Origin of the sequence: Herbidospora galbida, from assembly GCF_005233835.1 — a bacterium.
Classification (GTDB): domain Bacteria; phylum Actinomycetota; class Actinomycetes; order Streptosporangiales; family Streptosporangiaceae; genus Herbidospora; species Herbidospora galbida.
Window position 1 is genome coordinate 68,181 of record NZ_SZQA01000028.1, and the last position, 16,854, is coordinate 85,034.

The 16,854-nt window shown below is 68.5% G+C and carries 12 protein-coding genes; 7 read left to right on the forward strand and 5 right to left on the reverse strand.

What is annotated here, in order from left to right:
- Nucleotides 1-2: 2 nt before the first annotated feature.
- A complete protein-coding gene (locus FDA94_RS25995; RefSeq protein WP_137249701.1) occupies nt 3-743 on the reverse strand; it encodes a S1 family peptidase in 741 nt (246 codons plus the stop codon).
- A 92-nt stretch (nt 744-835) separates the two neighbouring features.
- Nucleotides 836-2,119 (reverse strand): isocitrate lyase, encoded by a 1,284-nt coding sequence (gene aceA / locus FDA94_RS26000; protein WP_137249735.1) that lies wholly within the window; start codon nt 2,117-2,119, stop codon nt 836-838.
- Between the two features lie 249 nt (nt 2,120-2,368).
- Here aceA and FDA94_RS26005 point away from each other — a divergent pair, with 249 nt between their 5' ends.
- From FDA94_RS26005 to FDA94_RS26015, 3 genes are read left to right on the forward strand one after another with little or no spacing between them, the layout of a single operon-like run.
- The gene (locus FDA94_RS26005) at nt 2,369-3,838 is read left to right on the forward strand and encodes a helix-turn-helix domain-containing protein (RefSeq protein ID WP_246060164.1); all 1,470 of its coding nucleotides are present in this window, start codon (nt 2,369-2,371) and stop codon (nt 3,836-3,838) included.
- A 55-nt stretch (nt 3,839-3,893) separates the two neighbouring features.
- Complete coding sequence (locus tag FDA94_RS26010) at nt 3,894-4,808, forward strand: glucosyl-3-phosphoglycerate synthase (protein ID WP_137249702.1); 915 nt, start codon at nt 3,894-3,896, stop codon at nt 4,806-4,808.
- A 4-nt stretch (nt 4,809-4,812) separates the two neighbouring features.
- Nucleotides 4,813-5,412: a Uma2 family endonuclease gene (locus FDA94_RS26015; protein ID WP_212735511.1), complete on the forward strand. Its 600-nt coding sequence runs from the start codon at nt 4,813-4,815 to the stop codon at nt 5,410-5,412.
- On the opposite strand, the gene FDA94_RS26020 is transcribed toward FDA94_RS26015, so the two are convergent.
- Nucleotides 5,384-6,403 (reverse strand): ion channel, encoded by a 1,020-nt coding sequence (locus FDA94_RS26020; protein ID WP_137249704.1) that lies wholly within the window; start codon nt 6,401-6,403, stop codon nt 5,384-5,386. The two genes, FDA94_RS26015 and FDA94_RS26020, sit on opposite strands and share 29 nt — an antisense overlap.
- Nucleotides 6,404-6,539: 136 nt before the next feature.
- Nucleotides 6,540-9,116, reverse strand: coding sequence for a discoidin domain-containing protein (locus FDA94_RS26025; RefSeq protein ID WP_137249705.1), 2,577 nt, complete (start codon nt 9,114-9,116; stop codon nt 6,540-6,542).
- Nucleotides 9,117-9,224: 108 nt separating this feature from the next.
- Here FDA94_RS26025 and FDA94_RS26030 point away from each other — a divergent pair, with 108 nt between their 5' ends.
- Nucleotides 9,225-10,436 (forward strand): acyl-CoA dehydrogenase family protein, encoded by a 1,212-nt coding sequence (locus FDA94_RS26030; RefSeq protein WP_137249706.1) that lies wholly within the window; start codon nt 9,225-9,227, stop codon nt 10,434-10,436.
- 175 nt (nt 10,437-10,611) lie between these two features.
- The gene (locus tag FDA94_RS26035) at nt 10,612-12,585 is read left to right on the forward strand and encodes an N-6 DNA methylase (RefSeq protein ID WP_137249707.1); all 1,974 of its coding nucleotides are present in this window, start codon (nt 10,612-10,614) and stop codon (nt 12,583-12,585) included.
- A gap of 14 nt (nt 12,586-12,599) precedes the next feature.
- On the opposite strand, the gene FDA94_RS26040 is transcribed toward FDA94_RS26035, so the two are convergent.
- Entirely contained in the window at nt 12,600-13,949 is a 1,350-nt protein-coding gene (locus tag FDA94_RS26040) for a serine/threonine protein kinase (protein ID WP_137249708.1), read from the reverse strand.
- A gap of 288 nt (nt 13,950-14,237) precedes the next feature.
- Here FDA94_RS26040 and FDA94_RS26045 point away from each other — a divergent pair, with 288 nt between their 5' ends.
- Both FDA94_RS26045 and FDA94_RS26050 read left to right on the forward strand, forming a co-directional pair.
- Nucleotides 14,238-15,740: a PD-(D/E)XK nuclease family protein gene (locus tag FDA94_RS26045; protein WP_170991128.1), complete on the forward strand. Its 1,503-nt coding sequence runs from the start codon at nt 14,238-14,240 to the stop codon at nt 15,738-15,740.
- The gene (locus tag FDA94_RS26050) at nt 15,727-16,854 is read left to right on the forward strand and encodes a pPIWI_RE_Y domain-containing protein (protein WP_137249710.1); all 1,128 of its coding nucleotides are present in this window, start codon (nt 15,727-15,729) and stop codon (nt 16,852-16,854) included. Before FDA94_RS26045 ends, FDA94_RS26050 begins: the two co-directional genes overlap by 14 nt.

Here is a 16,854-nt window from a genome sequence, read left to right on the forward strand (position 1 = left end):
CCTCAGGCGCATTCCCGGGTCGACACGGGGGCGGTGGCTCTCAGGCCGTCCGCCGCGGGGCGGGCGATCTCCCTGGTGGTGAGTATGTAGCTGCTGCCGGGCTGGTCGAGGTTGGCGGCGAAGATCATCCCGACGACGTCTCCGTGCGGCCCGAACAGTGGCCCGCCCGACATGCCCGGGTCGACGGCGGCCGTGAGGACGAGCACCTCGCGCGACACGGCGCGCTCGTTGTAGAGGTCGTTGACGAGAGCGGGCCTCGGCGGGCCGGCCTCGCCCGACCGCACGGTGAACTTCCCGTCCTTCGAGTAGGCGGCGAACGTGGCCCGGTCGCCAGGATCGACCGAGTCGAAATCAAGGAAATCGGCGTCCAGGCCGGCCACCCGCAGGACCGCGACGTCCCGTTTCGGGTCGAAGACGACGACGTCGCCCCTGTGGCGTCTGCCGTCGGCGTCGGTCACCGTGATCGGGCTTTCGGCGCCCGCCACGACGTGCGCGGCGGTCAGCACCCGGTCGGGTGAGTAGGCGAACCCGGTGCCCATCCTTCTGTCCCCGGCGCACGAGGGGGTGGTGGCGGTCAGCCTGACCACGTTCGGCCGGTGCGCCGCGACCTCAGCCGGCACCGACGCCGACGCCGACGGGGTGGCCTTCGCCGCAGTGGGCACCGCCCGCGTGGGCGGTTGGACCTCCTGGCCGCATCCCGCCACGGCGATGAGTGCGGCGAGGCCGAGTAACTTCCCGATCATCCGCCGGAGCCTACTGGGAACGGCCCCGCCGCCGCTCCTACGTCAGATCCTTCGAGGGTGACCTGCGGCGTCGCGGCGGCGGGGCCGGGCTTCTAGTGGAACTGGTCGGCCTCGGTCGAGCCTCGGTAGGCGGTCGTCGAGGAGTCGGGCGAGATGGCGGTGCTGACCAGGTCGAAGTAGCCGGTGCCGACCTCGCGCTGGTGCTTGGTCGCGGTGTAGCCGCGCTTCTCGGCCGCGAACTCGGCCTCCTGGAGGCCCACGTACGCCGACATGCCCTCTTCGGCGTAGCCCCGGGCCAGGTCGAACATCGAGTAGTTCAGCGAGTGGAACCCGGCCAGGGTGATGAACTGGAACTTGTACCCCATGTGGCCGAGCTCGCGCTGGAACTTGGCGATCGAGGAGTCGTCCAGGTGCTTGCGCCAGTTGAACGACGGCGAGCAGTTGTAGGCGAGCATCTGGTCCGGGTAGCGGTCCTTGATCGCCTCGGCGAACTGACGGGCGACGTCCAGGTCGGGCGTGCCGGTCTCCATCCACAGCAGGTCGCTGTACGGAGCGTAGGCCAGCCCCCGCGCGATGCAGGGCTCGATCCCGTTGCGGACCCGGTAGAAGCCCTCGGCGGAGCGTTCGCCGGTGCAGAACCGCTGGTCGAGCGGGTCGACGTCGCTGGTCAGCAGGGTCGCGGCCTGGGCGTCGGTCCGCGCGATGACCAGAGTGGAGACGCCGCAGACGTCGGCCGCGAGGCGGGCCGCGTTGAGGGTCTTGACGTGCTGGGAGGTCGGGATCAGGACCTTCCCGCCGAGGTGGCCGCACTTCTTCTCGGACGCGAGCTGGTCTTCCCAGTGCACGCCCGCCGCGCCGGCCGCGATCATGCCCTTCATGAGCTCGAAGGCGTTGAGCACGCCGCCGAATCCGGCCTCGGCGTCGGCGATGATGGGCGCCAGCCAGTGCGGCGCGTCCTCGACGCCCTCGGCCCAGGTGATCTGGTCGGCCCGCAGCAGCGCGTTGTTGATGCGCCGGACCACGGCGGGCACCGAGTTGGCGGGGTAGAGGCTCTGGTCGGGGTAGGTGTGGCCGCCGAGGTTGGCGTCCGCGGCGACCTGCCAGCCCGACAGGTAGATGGCCTTGAGCCCGGCCTTCACCTGCTGGACGGCCTGGTTGCCGGTGAGGGCGCCCAGGGCGTTGACGTAGTCCTCGGTGTGCAGAAGGTCCCACAGCCGCTTGGCGCCGAGGCGGGCCAGGGTGTACTGCTCCTGGACGGACCCGCGCAGCCGCACGACGTCGTCCGGGGCGTAGGTGCGGTCGATGCTGGACCACCGGGGATTGGTGTCCCAGTCATGACGCAGCTCGGCGGCGGCTGACCTGAGGCGTTCCGACATCATCTTCTCGGTCACTCCCTTGTTGCGTTGGGTCGTCACCTGGGGTGCTTGTTTCCGAGTTTGTGTTGATGTCAAGAGACCAAACAAGTCGAGATGTCTAGAAATATGGCCAAATATTCGCGGGGCGGAAATTCGTTCCCGTGTTGCGGTGCGAAGAAACATCGAATTTCCTATAAGGACTAGACCAATCGATGTGAGCTGAGTCACTCGCACTGGAAGATGTCACGAAATTTCGCCTATCCTTACGAGATGCCCTCCGTGCTCGGCGAAGAACCGCTGTCTTTGACGCAGGAGATCGACCTGCTCGCGTTCGGGCAGCGTCTCAAACACCTCCGCCGCCAGCGCGGCCTCACCCTCTCCGACCTCGGCGAACGGGTCGGCCGGGCGCCCAGCCAGCTCTCCCTGCTGGAGAACGGCAAGCGCGAGCCCAAGCTGTCGCTGCTGAAGTCGCTGGCCGCCGCGCTCGGCGTCCCGGTCGAGGAGCTGCTGCGCCGGCAGGCCCCCAACCGCCGCGCCCAGCTGGAGATCGCCCTGGAGGAGGCCCAGCGCGACCCCCTCTACACCTCACTGGGCCTGGGGAGGCTGAAGGTCTCCGCGCGGGTCCCCAACGACGTGCTGGAACACCTTCTCGGTCTGTACGACGAGCTCAAGGCCCGTCAGGCCAAGGGCACCGCCACCCCCGAGGAGGCGCGGGCCGCCAACGCCGAGCTGCGGCGCAAGCAGCGCGAGGCCGGCAACTACTTCCAGGAGATCGAGAGCGCCGCCGCCGAGGCCCTGCTGTCGGTCGGCTACCGCACCGGCGCCCTGTCCCAGAGCATGATCCAGGCCCTGGTCGCCCACTACGGCTTCACTGTGCACACCGCCCCCGACCTGCCGCGTTCGGCCCGTTCGGTGACCGACCTGCGCAACCACCGGATCTACCTCAAGCGCGAGCAGCTCGGCATGCACACCCCGCGCACGATCCTGCTCCAGACCATCGGCCACATCGCCCTGGGCCACCACAAGCCCCGCGACTTCGCCGACTTCCTCCGCCAGCGGGTCGAGGCCAACTACTTCGCCGCCGCCGTGCTGGTCCCCGAGGCCGCCGCCGCCCCCTACCTGCTGGAGGCCAAGCGCGACCGCGCCCTGTCGGTCGAGGACCTTCGCGACGTGTTCGCCGTCTCCTACGAGATGGCCGCCCACCGCTTCACGAACCTGGCCACGCACCACCTCGACCTCGTCTGCCACTTCGTGCGCAACGACGCCGGGGGGATCATCTACAAGGCGTACGAGAACGACGGCATCATCTTCCCGGCCGACGAGCAGGGCGCGATCGAGGGCCAGCGGCTGTGCCAGCAGTGGTCGGGCCGGCAGGTGTTCCGGTCGCCCGACCGCTACTCGGTCTACCACCAGTACAGCGACGGCCCCACGGGCACCCACTTCTGCGTCGCGCACGTCGACCCGTCCCACGAGAAGGACTTCGCGATCACGCTCGGCGTGCCGTTCCGCGAGTCGCGCTGGTTCCGGGGCCGCGAGACCACCCGGCGGACCAAGTCGAACTGCCCCAACGGCGACTGCTGCCGCCGGCCGCCGGCCGAGCTGGCCCAGCGCTGGGAGGGGTACGCCTTCCCCTCGGCCCGCGCCAACTCCCACGTGCTGGCCGCGCTGCCGCCCGGGTCGTTCCCCGGCGTCGACGAGGCCGACGTGTACGCCTTCCTCGAACGCCACGCCGCCGATTAGAACGGTCACGACACCCCATAAGGTGTGTGCGTGACGTGCAGGGGGGAGTGCGGGCGTGCTGCCTGAGGTGCTGGCGTGGTCGGGCAGGCGATCGTCGTCGGCGTCCGACTGGCCCCTTCCGGCGCTGCTCGACGCCAAGGGAACCACGACCATCAGCGTCGTGCTCCCGGCCCGGAACGAGCGGGAGACCGTCGGCGAGATCGTCGCGGCGATCCGGCGCGATCTCCCCGGCCTGGTCGACGAGCTGGTCGTGATCGACTCCCGGTCGACCGACGACACCGCGGCCGTGGCCGCGCGGGCGGGCGCGACGGTGATCGCCCAGGACGAGATCCTGCCCGACCTCAAGCCGCTCGACGGCAAGGGCGAGGCCCTCTGGAAGTCGCTCGCCGTCACGTCCGGTGACCTGCTGGTCTTCATCGACTCCGACCTGCGCGAGTTCGAGACCTCGTTCGTCACGGGGCTGCTGGGGCCGCTGCTGACCGACCGCACGGTGGCGTACGTGAAGGGCTGCTACGACCGCCCGTTCGGCGCCGAGCAGACCGGCGGCGGCCGGGTGACCGAGCTGGTCGCCCGCCCCCTGATCAACCTGCACTGGCCCGAGCTGGCCGGGTTCGTCCAGCCGCTCTCGGGCGAGTACGCCGGCCGCCGGACCGCCCTGGAGCGGGTGCCCTTCGTGACCGGCTACGGCGTGGAGCTCGGCCTGCTGATCGACCTGCTCGACCTGTGCGGCCTCGACGCGCTGGCGCAGGTCGACCTCGGCCGCCGCGTCCACTCCCACCAGTCGACCGAGGCCCTCGGCGGGATGGCCGCGCAGATCATGCAGACCGCCTGGTCACGGCTGAGCGGCGTGCCGCTGGGGAACGCACAGCTGCGGCTGACCCAGTTCCGGCGCTCGGCGCTGGGCCACGAACCGGTCGAACACGATGTCTCTGTTGCCCAGAGACCTCCGATGGCGGGCGTTCTATCCTGAGACGGTGCCAGACGACTGGTTCCGCACGCTCAGTTCCCAGCCTCATCCGCTCACGGCGGAGGAGTACGCGCTGCTCCCCGGCGACCTGCTGATCGAGGTCGTCGACGGCTACGTGGTGCACCGCCCCTCCAACGGCCGCAGGCACCAGACCGTGGCCCGGCGGCTCGCCGACCTGCTGGAGAAGCACGCCCGTGAGGCGATGGCCCGGGGCTACGGCTGCCTGACCGTCGCCAACGCCGCCGACGTCCGCCTGCGGGACGTGCCGCTGCACGTCCGGCGGCCCGACGTGGTGCTCTTCCGGTGCCTCGACGACGATCACGTGCTGCGCCCCGACGACGTCGTGCTGGCCGTGGAGATCGTCGAGCCCGGGACCGAGACCACCGACACGTGCGGCAAACCCAGCGAATACGGGCGGGCCGGGATCCTCTACTACTGGATCCTCCGGCTCGACCGGACGGGCGTCTCCGCCGTCGAGCGTTACCACCTCGACCAGGCGACCATGACGTACAAGCACATCGGCACGCTGATGCGGGACGCGGGCGGCTCACCCGAGATCGGCATGCCGATCCCGATGATCATCGACTGGCCGGAGCTCCAAGACTGAGGGCGAGCCGGGCGGCGTCGAGCCGGGCCGAGCCCATGTAGTACAGGATCGTCCCCGCGTTCAGTTCGGCCTGCCACGGCGGATTGACCAGCAGCGCCGCGCCGTCGCGGGCGGCCAGCAGGGTCGCGCCGTGGTGGCGGCCCAAGACCGTCTGGCAGTGCTCGACCGTCACCGGCCCGACCGTGAGCGGGACCGAATAGGTGTCGGCGCCGCCGTGGGTCATGAGCTGGGCGTAGATCTCGCTGATCCCGGGGTCCCTCAGCTCCTCGGTGATCATGTGCGGGGTGTGCCACTGCACGCAGCGGATCTTCTCCCCGACGTACCGGACCTGCCTGACCCGCGCGAGATCGCGCAGCGCCACCACCAGATGCGCGGTGGTGATCACGTGGTCGGCGGTCAGCGCGACGGCGAGGGCCTCGTTGTCGTCGCGGGCGTCGACCAGCACGCTGTGCGCTCGGTCGACGCCCGCTCTGGCCAGCGTCCTCTCGTCGGTCAGCGCGCCCCGGACGAACTCGACGTCCTTCTCGGGCATGGGATGGCTCTGGACCTCGTCCCAGGCGCAGACGACCACCTTCGTGCCGTCGGCGGACAGTTCGTCCACCATCGTCTCGGTGCGCCCCGGGCTGTAGCCCAGCAGGACGACGTGCCCGGACAGGCGCACCGTGATCGAGCCGTGCATGCGGCGTCCCCTCGTCCGTTCGATGCGGGTGGCGAGGCGGGTGAACAGCGTCGTCAGCGCGGCGATGCCGCCGACGATCACGTAGACGCCCACGAGGTGGCCCGCCGGGGACCTGGGGAACAGGTCGCCGTAGCCCACGGTCGAGGACGTCACCACGAACCACCACCAGAAGTTGCCCGGCGAGGTGATGTCGGCGCCCGGTTCGGCGAGCGTCATCAGGGGCCAGCTCGTCACGAACACCACGGCCAGCACGAGCACGGGAGTCCACCAGGTGCTGATCCGGGCCAGCAGCCGCGCGAGGAAGATCGGCATCTTAATCCCCATTCCGGTGCGGGTCACCTTATAGGCGACAAGCCGGAAAAGGTCCTCACAAATTGGACTCGGCGCACATGGAGGAGCCGTGAGCCTCCCGGCGGCGCCCGGGAGACCCACGGCCCAGCTTTTTCGGTTACGGGTAGGAGACCACCTTGGCGGGGATGGTCGCCGTGCCCTGGGCGGGTCCGCCCGTGGTGTTGATCACGTGGTTGATGATGCCGTTGCCGCCGAGCGAGACCGCCAGCAGGCTGTGGAACTTCACCGTGGGCCTGATCGGCACCTCGAAGACCCGGTCGACCTGGATGGTCGGGTCGACGTTGAAGTAGCAGTAGGCGCCCATGCCCCAGCCCTCGTGGACCTGGACGTTGTCGCCCACCTTGTAGGCGGCCCAGCCCTTGACCGAGCCGTTCATGTAGGCGGCCTGGTTCGGCGGGTCGTAGGCCTTCTCGTTCTGGAAGAAGATCGTCCGGCCGCGCTCGCCGTACCACTCGACGTCGTACTTGCGGTAGTGCTCGACGAACAGGCCGGTGGCCAGGACGTCGTCACCGTTCACGATCAGGCCGGTCTCGGCCGTGTTGACGTTCCAGCCGATGCCCTCGCCGTGGTCGCCGCGCCACAGCCAGGTGTGGTCGATGATCACGTCGTCGCTGTTGACGATGACGCTGACCTCGGCGTTGCCGGCGAAGGCGCCGCCGATGCGGACGAACACGTCCGACAGGGTGGTGGGGTTGGCGCTGTGGTCGGCCGAGGAGCCGGGCGGGCCGACCTCGATGAGCACGGGCGACTTCTGCGGTCCGGCGTCGATCAGGAAGCCCGCGAGGCGGACGCCGTCCACGTCGGCGACCTTCATCGCCACCGCCGCGTTCTCGGGGATGATCGTCGCCAGGCCGAGGCCCAGGACGACGGTGTTGGCCCGGTCGATGTTGATCGGGGCGCTGGTGCGGTAGATGCCCGGGGTGAGCAGCAGGTGCAGGCCCTGGGCGAGCGCCGCGTTGATGCGGGCGGCCGAGTCGCCGGGCTTGGCGACGTAGAACTGCGACAGCGGGAGCGAGGTGCCGGGGGTGGCGCCGTTCGCCCAGCTCTGGCCACGCGCGTTGGTGCGGAGCGAGGGCACGAAGACGCGGTAGGCGCCAGAGCCGTCGACGTACAGGTACGGCTTCTCCCGTGAGAGCGGGGTGTTCTGCAGCGTCGTGTAGACGGGCTCGGGGAAGCCGGTGGCCGGGGCGCCGACGACGCCCGAGAACACCATGTTCCACACGCCGTTCAGCCAGCCGCCGATCGTGGAGTCACGGGTGTACCACTGCTGCTGCGAGTAGGGGCCGACGGTCCCGTCGATCCGGGAGTCGGCGATGTAGCCGCCGGACGCCCAGCCGTAGCCGGTCGGCGCGAGGTTCAGGTTGCCCTTGATCCACATGCGGCGGAACGGGGCGGCCTGCGACACGGCCCACTGGTTGGTGCCGCCGGTCGGCTGCACCGACAGGTTCTCGGTGGAGCGCCAGAAGTTCTGCGTCGCGTTGCCGTTGAACCAGCCCGCGTCGACGGTGATGCCGCCGTTGATGGTGACGTCGCCGGGGTTCTGGCCGAGGCCGTAGATCGAGGTGTAGAACCCGACCTTCGCGTTGACGTTGTAGGTGCCCGGCTTGAACATGAACGCGTGCCGTCCGGTGCCGAACTGCGCCGACTCCTGCTGCGTGAACACCGAGTCGAGCTGGCTCTGGATGGTCGCGGCCGGCGTCGAGGCGTCGTAGACGTGGACGTTCGGGCCGAGGTCGCCGCCGCCCGTGATCGGGCCGCCGGGGTCGCCCGGGTCGACGGGTCCGCTGCCGGTGTAAACCGCGACCTCCCAGAGTGAGTAGCCATAGCCGGTGGCGCGGGCTGTGCCGTTCACTCTGATGTAGCGGCCGTTGCCGGTCACCGTGTGGGACTGCACGCCACCGGTCGCACCGGTCACCGACTTGAGTGTCGTCCAGGTGGTGCCGTTGGTCGACGACTGGAGCTGGAAGCTGGAGGCGTACGCGGCCTCCCAGCGCAGGTCGATCTTGCAGATGTCCACGGCGGAGCCGAGGTCGACCTGCACCCACTGCGGGTCGGCCGCCAGGCTCGACCAGCGGGTGCCGTTGTTGCCGTCGAACGCGGCCGAGGCCGGGAACCCGGCGCCCTGGAGCGAGGAGGCGCTGGCGGGCTTGTTCAGCGCCGCGTTGGTGGTGCCGCAGGTCCCGCCGCCGGTGCCGTCCGGCCCGAAGACCTGGAACTCCCAGAGGGAGTAGCCCCACCCGGTGGCCCGGGTGACGCCCTGCAGCCGTACATACCGATAGGTACCGCTCACAGTCAGGGTGTCGGTGCCTCCGTCACCTCCGGTGACGTTCTGCAGGTCCGTCCAGGAGGTGCCGTTGGTCGAGCCCTGGATCTTGTACGCGCTTCCGTAGGCCCCCTCCCAGAGGAGGGTGACCTTGTTGATGGCCTGTGCCGACCCGAGGTCGACCTGCAGCCACTGGTCGTTGGTGTAGAGGCTCGACCAGCGGGTGGCGGTGTTGCCGTCGACGGCCGCCGAGGCGGGCGTACCGCCGTTCTCGACGGAGGATGACGTCGCCGTCTTGCCCTGCGACAGCAGGACGTCGGCGAAGGCGGGACCTGCCGGTAAGGCGATCAGCGCGGCGGCCACGACCGCCGACGCGGTGCCCAAGGCGGCAAGCCTGGACAGACCTCTCATGCGTGTTCTCCACAGTGAAGGGGGGTGTGAAGGGTCTTTCTCAATGCCTTATTTCGATCCTTGATTTAACTTAACGGGAACATCATCGTCAAGGGGTAGCCTGTGGCGGTGACGACCTTCAACCCTGAATTGCCAGAAGATGTCCGTGAGGTCCGCGAGTGGGTGCACGCGTTCGCCCGAGACGTCGTCCGCCCAGCTGGGGCCCTATGGGACGACCGCGAGGAGACCCCGTGGCCGGTGCTCCAGGAGGCGGCCAAGATCGGCCTCTATTCGATGGATTTCTTCGCCACCCAGTGGTTCGAGAGCAGCGGCCTCGGGCTGCCGGTGGCCTTCGAGGAGCTGTTCTGGGGCGACGCGGGAATCGGCCTGTCCCTGACGGCGACGGGCCTTGCCGCCGCCGCGCTGTCGGCCAACGGAACCGACGAACAGGTCGGGACCTGGCTGCCGGTGATGTTCGGAACACCTGACGACGTTGCGGTGGGTGCGTTCTGCGCCTCGGAGCCGGACGCCGGGTCCGACGTGGGGGCCATCCGGACCACTGCCACCCGGCTGCCCTCCGGCGACTTCCGGTTGAACGGGACCAAGACGTGGGTGTCGAACGGGGGGATCGCGGCCGTCCACATCGTGGTGGCGACCGTCGACCCGTCGCTGGGGGCGCGGGGGCAGGTGACGTTCGTCGTGCCGCCCGGGACCCCCGGTTTCTCCCAGGGGCAGAAGTTCCGCAAGCACGGGATCAGGGCGTCGCACACGGCCGAAGTGGTCTTGGACGACGTGGTGCTGCCCGCCTCGTGCCTGCTGGGCGGGGTCGACAAGATGGAGGAACGGCTGGCGCGGGCCCGGTCGGGCCAGCGGTCGGGCGGCCAGGCGGCGCTGCGGACCTTCGAGGCCACTCGGCCGGTGGTCGCCTCGATGGCCGTGGGGATCGCGCGGGCGGCCTTCGAGTACGCGCGGGACTACGCGCGGGAACGGCGGCAGTTCGGGCGGGCCATCGGGGAGAACCAGGCGGTGGCGTTCCTGCTCGCCGACATGGCGACGCGGATCGAGATGGCGCGGCTGCTGACGTGGAAGGCGGCGTGGATGGGGCGGCAGGGGGGCGGGTTCACGCAGGCCGAGGGGTCGATGTCGAAGCTGGTGGCGGGGGAGACGGCGGTCTGGGTGACGGAGCAGGCGATTCAGGTGCTGGGTGGGGCGGGGTACACGCGCGACCATCCCGTCGAGAGGTTCCACCGCGACGCGAAGATCTTCACCATCTTCGAGGGGACGTCGGAGATCCAGCGGCTGATCATCTCTCGGGCGGTCACCGGGTTGGTCGTTCGGTGACAGGCGTGTGAGCGCACCTGGATGAGCTGATCGATTCCCGCCGCTGGTGTCGACCTCTCACTGAGAGTAAGTGACTCCTTATGGTCAACCGCCGCTGAGCTGCATGAACCAGTGGATTCTGGTTGCCCGTAGGCCTGAAGGCGCTACCGCCAGTGAGTGCAGATAAACTAAGTCAATGAGCAGCCACGCCAGTCCGGCCGTCACGCTCGCGGAAATCGCGAGGATCGCCGGCGTTGGCCGTGCGGCCGTGAGCAACTGGCGGAGACGTTATTCCACCTTTCCCGATCCGGTGGGGGGAAGCGACGCCAGCCCTCAGTTCGACTTGGATACGGTCGAGCGCTGGCTGCGGGAAAATCAGAAACTTCAAGACGGATCGGGCAGGCTCGAACGGCTTTGGCCCCGTTTCGACGCACTGGGGGATCGCGACTCCATGGGGATGGCGATCGCAGCCGTCGGCTACGCCTTCCTCGGGCGATCCTTCGGCGGCACGTTGCCTTCCCATGAGACCTCGCTCGTGGAAGCCGCTGTCGCCCTGGCAGCAGACGAGGGCTGGGAACGCGTGCTCGACTTCCTCATCGACCGATGGCAGGGGGTACACGTCCGGCAGGTGGCCGCGACCCCGCCTCAACTCGCGGACCTGATGGTGCGGGTGGGCGGGCTCTTCCACCGCGGACCGGTCAGAGCGGTGATGGATCCGTCGTGCGGGCTGGGCGCGCTTCTCCTCGCCGCGCACGACGCCTGGCCGTCCGCGGCGCTGCTCGGCCAGGACATCGACCGGGTGCTGACCGAGATGGCGACGGTCAGACTGTTCGGCCGAATCCGCCGAGACGGTGAATCGGCGTCACTGGCTATCGAAGCAGGAGACTCGCTGCGGTCGAATGCCTTCCCCGATGTCAAAGCTGACATCGTGCTGTGTGACCTGCCGGCCAACGAACGTGACTGGGGCCACACCGAGCTGATGTCCGACCCTCGGTGGATCTTCGGACAGCCGCCCAGAACCGAATCCGAACTCGCTTGGGTCCAGCACGCGGTGTCCCTTCTGGACGCTGACGGGATCGCGGTGGCCCTGCTCCCCCCTGCGGTCGCCGGCAGGAGAGCGGGACGCAGGGTGAGGGCCGCTCTCCTTCGGCAAGGAGCCTTGGAAGCGGTCATAACGCTGCCTCCGGGGGCCGCCGTTCCCTTCGGCGTCGCCCTTCAGCTGTGGGTTCTTCGCCGTCCACGGGAGGCGGCCGTCTCGGGCGGGCCGTTGTTCGTCGACGTGTCCGACTGTAGGGCCACGGCGTCAACCGGTCGTGCCGGCGTCGACTGGTCGGCGGTTCTGGACCACGTCTCTGAGGCGGTACGGCAGGGACGGACCGAGCGGTCGGTACGCGTAGCGACCATCGAACTTCTCGATGAGGACGTCGACCTGACCCCCGGCCGGCACATACCTGTTTCGGATGTGACATCCCGGGTTCGGCTGCAGCAAAGCTGGGATCGGTTCGGTGAACACCTCCGGGAGATGGAGGGCCTCCGCGCCGGTCTCTCGGCGCTGACCCCCGTCGCCGCAGGTGAGGGTCACGTCAGCGTGTCGCTGGCCGAGCTCGAAGGAATCTCCGCCCTTCGCATCCTGCCGGGCCGTCCACTACCGGAGCTGCGCCTGCGGCGCGGTCATCGGCCCGACCTCGGAGTCAAGGTCTTCGCCACGTCTGATTTTCATCTCTCTGACGGTCCCGAAGAGTGGCTGCCAAAGGAGGATCTCGAGGTGACGCCCGACCTCACCGTGACTTCCGCGGATGACCTGGTCGTTGTCAGCGTGGCCCAGTCGTTCGGCGTCCACGTCGACGCCGGAGCCCCGTCGATCGTCGGCCCGCAGTTCCTGGTGATACGACCCGACCCCACGGTCGTTGACCCGTGGTTCCTGGCCGCGTGTCTGAGGTCTCCGGGCAACGCTCGGCAGGCAGGGGGGCATTCGTCCTCGTCTTCCCGGGTGGACGTCCGACGGCTCCGTGTTCTGCTACTGCCATTGGAAGATCAGCGGCGCTATGGCGAGATCTATCGGAGGGTGGTCGACTTCGAGAGGATGACCCGCAGTCTGGAGTCGTCGGGGAGGTCACTCGTTCAGGCGATGGCGGAGCTGCTGGCCTCTGGGCGGATTCCGCTCAGCTGAGAGCGCCGGCCCGTTCAGACGGCGAAGCCGCTCTCGTCCAGGTATGCCCGCACCTCATTGATGCGGCTGGTCAGATGAGGCGACGGATCAGGTAGCGCGGACATGTCTCGTACGATCCCCGTCCAGTCCGCATGGGCCCGTTGAGCGTCGCCCAGGCTGATCCTGCATTCGGCGATTCCCAAGCGGGCCTCGATCGTCACGTCGGCCATCGACGCGGACGCGTGCCCGAGAACCTCCTGGTAGGCGGCCTTGGCTTCGGAGTTGTGGTCTTCGGCGCGGAGGGCGTCGGCGACGAGCAGCAGGCCGCGAAGGATGTCCTCGTCCTTCACGCCCCAGCGGTTTCGGGCGTCCGGCAGAACGTTCCGTAGCCGATCCAGATGCCGTCCCGGCCCGGATGACCGGATCTCCGTGAGCGCTTCTGCGCGAAGGCGACCGAACGTCTCACGGTTCACCCCGCTTTGCGGCGGTCGCGACGATCGGCGTCCGGCGAGTCTGGTCTGCGGCGGGGTTTGTGACTGGGCGCCGCGGTATCGAGCGGTCGGATCAGGATCGAGCAGTGGAGACGGCGTCGCGCCGCTCAGGGAGGGAAGGAAAGCGGCAAAAGCTGCCCGTATCTCGGCTATCGACGGCCGAGCTCCGGGGCTCTTCTCCAGCATCCCCAGAACGTGGTCGTCGATGGCCTTCGGAATCCGGGGATTGATCAGGCTCGGTCGCGGTGGTCGCTCCTCGAGATGCCGTCGCGCCATCAGGTGCTCGCTCCGGTCGTCGAACACCTGGTGTGCGGTGAGCAGCAGGTAGGTCAGACAGCCGAGGCTGTAGATGTCGGCGGCGTGAGTGGGGTGGCCGTCACCTCGGAGGATCTCGGGGGCCTTGAAGCCGTGGCTTCCGGGGGTGGCCCCCGCCTGGGTGTAGCGGGTGGCGGCGGGGTCCAGGAGGAAAGCGATGCCGAGATCGATCAACCAGGTCGTCCCGCTGCGGTCGATGACGGCGTTGGCGGGCTTGAGGTCACGGTGGACGGCTTGGGCGGCGTGGACGACCTTCAGTCCGTCGAGGAGATCCACGACGATCGCCGCCGAGGCCTCCACCGGTGGCGGGCTGTACTTCTTCAGGTAGAGGTCCAGCGCCAGACCGGTGATGAACTCCATGACGTAGAACGGTTCGGAGGGGCGAAGGTCCCGGTACAGCAGACACGGGATGTTCGGGGCGTCGAGCTTGCCGAGCAGTTCACATTCGCGCCGGAACCTGCCGCAGAGATCCCGGTAGGCACTGATCCCGTCCACGGTGTGGTCGCCGGGCGCCAGGAGAGCCTTGACCATCACCATGGACCTGGTTTCGCGATCGAGAGCCCGCCAGAGCTGAGCCATCCCTCCTGTCCGGTGGATGTCGAGCAGCTCAAATCTCCCGTTGAGGATTTGACCTGGTTTCAACGCGGTGCTCCTCGGTTCCTGCGACTATTTAGATGCCATGTCTAGTGAATGCTAGCAGTAACGCGATTGACTAAGTTCACAGCTGATGCTTTCCTAATCCTCGTCGACTATCGAGAGAGGGGACCTCAGGTGTGTCCTGGACTGGCAGGCGATCCCCGCGTGATACGGGTCAAAGCTGCGTTGCTCGAGCCGGATCCGCACGCCTGTCCGCGTGGCAGAGCTGCGGTGACGCGGCCGCTTGTCTTCCATCAGCCTGAGCGCACCCGCCGCACGCCGCTTGAGGAGTTCGCGCTCGCTCCGGTGATGCGAGCGCTGGACGAGGCGGAATTCGGTCGTGCGGTCACCGGCAAACCGTGCCACGCAGGGCATCTGCGCTGGGCGGAGGCCGCTACCGCTGCATTTCTCGGCGCACGGGCTGACGAGGAAGCAGCGCGCCGGGCGGCCGGGTATCCGGCCACCGGCCCGGTCGGCCACGAATGGGTGGCTGTGCACGAGCGCAAGGAGGCGGACGCCCGGGGCGCGACGAGGTACGAGCGCACCGCATGGGGGCGTCGTTATACCTCTGCCGACGGCACGCTTCGTGAGCTGTGGTTACCGAGCTTCACCTCGGCCAAGGACAAGCCGGAGAGAGTGATCCTGGCCGCAGCCGCTGTCGCGGCTTTCGGAGACGCGGCCATCAGTGGCTTCCGTAAGCCCTACCGGCCCCTCACGGGCCGGGACGTTGCACCCCAACGAGTCAGGGTCATCTCGGTGGGATGCGGAGACGGCAGCAGAAAGGTCCTCGCCGACCTGGATGTAGCCCAAGTCCGGATCGGTTACGAAACGATCGTCCGTGCGGCCTTCGCCGAGTTGGTGGACGGCGCCGACCGCAGGCCGGGCGCGGACTGCGCGGGCTGTGAGGAACTGCCGCTGTGCGCGGCTCCCGTGCGTGTCCCGGGGCTGCTCGGCGCGACGCCCTCGGCGCCACGTAAGCGGCGGACCGTCTCCATGTCGGATCTCCGTGCCCACCGTGATTGTCCCGCTCGTTACCACCTGACGCGCGTGCTGAAGATCAAGCGTCTGGCTCGGGAATCGGAGCAGATCAGGCGGGGCCGAGCCGTGGACGCCTGGCTCAATGATCGCCACGCCACCCCCGGCGGTTGTCGGTCCCTGCCCCTGCCCGAAGCCGTCGCCGGCCTCACGCCTGAGGAGACTGGAACGGCTATCCGGATGATCGCTCAGCACCGGGCGATCTGTCCGCTCAACGATCTGCCTGCGGCTTCGCCGGTCCACGTCCAGCCTCGGCTGGCTGCGTACGACTCAGATCTGGACAGCGTGGTGGTCGCGGATGCCGATCTGCTCTACGCGGACGGCGACGGATGGATCTGGCGCGAGACCAAGACCAGCGGAAAGAGGCCGCCCGGCCACATCCCCCTCATGGAGCTGTATCCACAGGTCGCCCTCGCCGTCGTCATGATGGCATCGGGAGTTCCCGGCGGGAATCTGCGCCGGTCTCTGGTCGAGCTCGAACTGCTGTTCGCCGACGGCAGGATGCGGGAGGAGTTCGCTCCCTCCGATCCGGCAACGGTCTCCCAGGCGCGCACCATCATCGCCGGTTACGGCATCCAATGGGCTGCCGATGAGGTGTACCCGGCCCGCCCTGGACGTCCGTGCCGCGGCTGCGAGGCTCTTCCCTGGTGCGCTCCCGGACTCGCCGAAGTGGGAGAGACCATTGATGTCATTTCCTGACGGGCCCGTCCACAACGGGGTTCCCCTGCTCACGACACTCGCGACGGCGCTGCTCAAACTTGAGACCCACCAAGGCCTGGAGGGCTTCACCCTGCCTTACCCGGCAGAGGCACAACGGGCACTGGACCGGACCGTTCTCGCCTGTCTGCTTCGTGGCGCGCAGCCGCCCGCGAGTCTCGCGCAGTTGCTGGATTGGTGCCGCGAACGGCCGATCAGCGACTGGCCTCTCGACCTACCGGCTGATCTGGTCAGCGGCGACGATCGGCTCCTCGACCCCCTCTCCGGTCGGCCAACGGAGCTCTGTCACGAGTGGTCGGAACGTTCCCGCGACAGCGCGGCCGAATACCTGGAGCGTCTGTACATCCGTGAAGCCCTGACCCGCTGCCGCGACTACGGGGAGGAGGACGCCTACTCCGCCTTCCGCAGGCTTCTCGTCGAACGCCCGGTCCTCACCGCCGCCGAGTTCTTCGAGGTGCTCGGCGATCTCCAACTCGAGCCTGTTCACCACGTCATCGGCAAGGCCTATGTCGACGTGCCGCGGAGCTTCGCCAGAGACGGACGGTTCGTGGCCTGCGGCCGCTGCCTCACGTTGCTCGTCCCCACCCGGGACGGCGGCTGGTGGTGTGAGCGAGACCGTTGCCAGCGCTTCGGGCCGCCCCCGGCGGGCCGCGAGCTACTGGTCGACGAAGTCGGCGAGCTCCGTCAGCTGATGCGCCCACTTCGCCAGTTCGTGACGGGCCCCGGACGCGCGGAAATCGACCTCGAAACCGCGCTGGGCGTCCTCGGGGTCCACGTTCAGATGTGGCCGGGGTTCGACAGCTATGACCTGCGGGTCACTTTCCCGGACGGATGGGTGTGGGCCATCGACGTGAAGGACTGGGCCAGCCCGGTGTTCCTCGGCAGGTCGGCTCGGCCCGTTCCGGCCGAGCCACCCTATGACGAGGCGTTCTGGGTCGTTCCCGACCATCGCGCAACCGAGCGGCACGACTACGTGGACGTCTTCAAACGGCACCGTCCTTCTGCGGCCGGCGGCCTTGTCCTTCGCACACACGGCCAGACGGTGAAGCGCGCCAAAGCGCGTCTCCGTGCGCAGAGAGTGGGAAATGATGCGTGA

Coding starts and splice junctions, on each gene's coding strand:
- FDA94_RS25995 (WP_137249701.1), bottom strand. CDS start 743: ATGATCGGGAAGTTACTCGGCCTCGCCGCACTCATCGCCGTGGCGGGA.
- aceA (WP_137249735.1), bottom strand. CDS start 2,119: ATGTCGGAACGCCTCAGGTCAGCCGCCGCCGAGCTGCGTCATGACTGG.
- FDA94_RS26005 (WP_246060164.1), top strand. CDS start 2,369: ATGCCCTCCGTGCTCGGCGAAGAACCGCTGTCTTTGACGCAGGAGATC.
- FDA94_RS26020 (WP_137249704.1), bottom strand. CDS start 6,403: ATGCCGATCTTCCTCGCGCGGCTGCTGGCCCGGATCAGCACCTGGTGG.
- FDA94_RS26025 (WP_137249705.1), bottom strand. CDS start 9,116: ATGAGAGGTCTGTCCAGGCTTGCCGCCTTGGGCACCGCGTCGGCGGTC.
- FDA94_RS26035 (WP_137249707.1), top strand. CDS start 10,612: ATGAGCAGCCACGCCAGTCCGGCCGTCACGCTCGCGGAAATCGCGAGG.
- FDA94_RS26040 (WP_137249708.1), bottom strand. CDS start 13,949: ATGGCTCAGCTCTGGCGGGCTCTCGATCGCGAAACCAGGTCCATGGTG.
- FDA94_RS26050 (WP_137249710.1), top strand. CDS start 15,727: ATGTCATTTCCTGACGGGCCCGTCCACAACGGGGTTCCCCTGCTCACG.